The organism is Frankia sp. Mgl5 (genome assembly GCF_023242985.1).
GTDB classification, from domain to species: Bacteria; Actinomycetota; Actinomycetes; order Frankiales; family Frankiaceae; genus Parafrankia; species Parafrankia soli.
Map to the genome: position 1 here is coordinate 1 of NZ_JALKFY010000369.1, position 233 is coordinate 233.

Here is a 233-nt window from a genome sequence, read left to right on the forward strand (position 1 = left end):
GCCAAGGCGTTGGCGAATCGTGAGTGCAATCCTCTGGAGCACTTCTTCCCATTTGCGATGATACTCGACGTCGTCTGCTCCATGCCCGACTAGCAGCAATACCTCGGAAGAAGGGATAACGGAAAGCTCGCGAACCCGCTCCAGCAAAATTTCCACGATCAGCGGATGATCGTCCATCGGTGAGCAGTAAACGATCTCGGCGCTTGTCTCGATCCGCCCGATCTCTTCTGCCA

At 55.4% G+C, this 233-nt stretch carries 1 pseudogene; it reads right to left on the reverse strand.

The features are described from left to right. Positions 1-233, reverse strand: a pseudogene (locus MXD62_RS09730) (cobalamin biosynthesis protein CbiX); the annotation flags it as partial.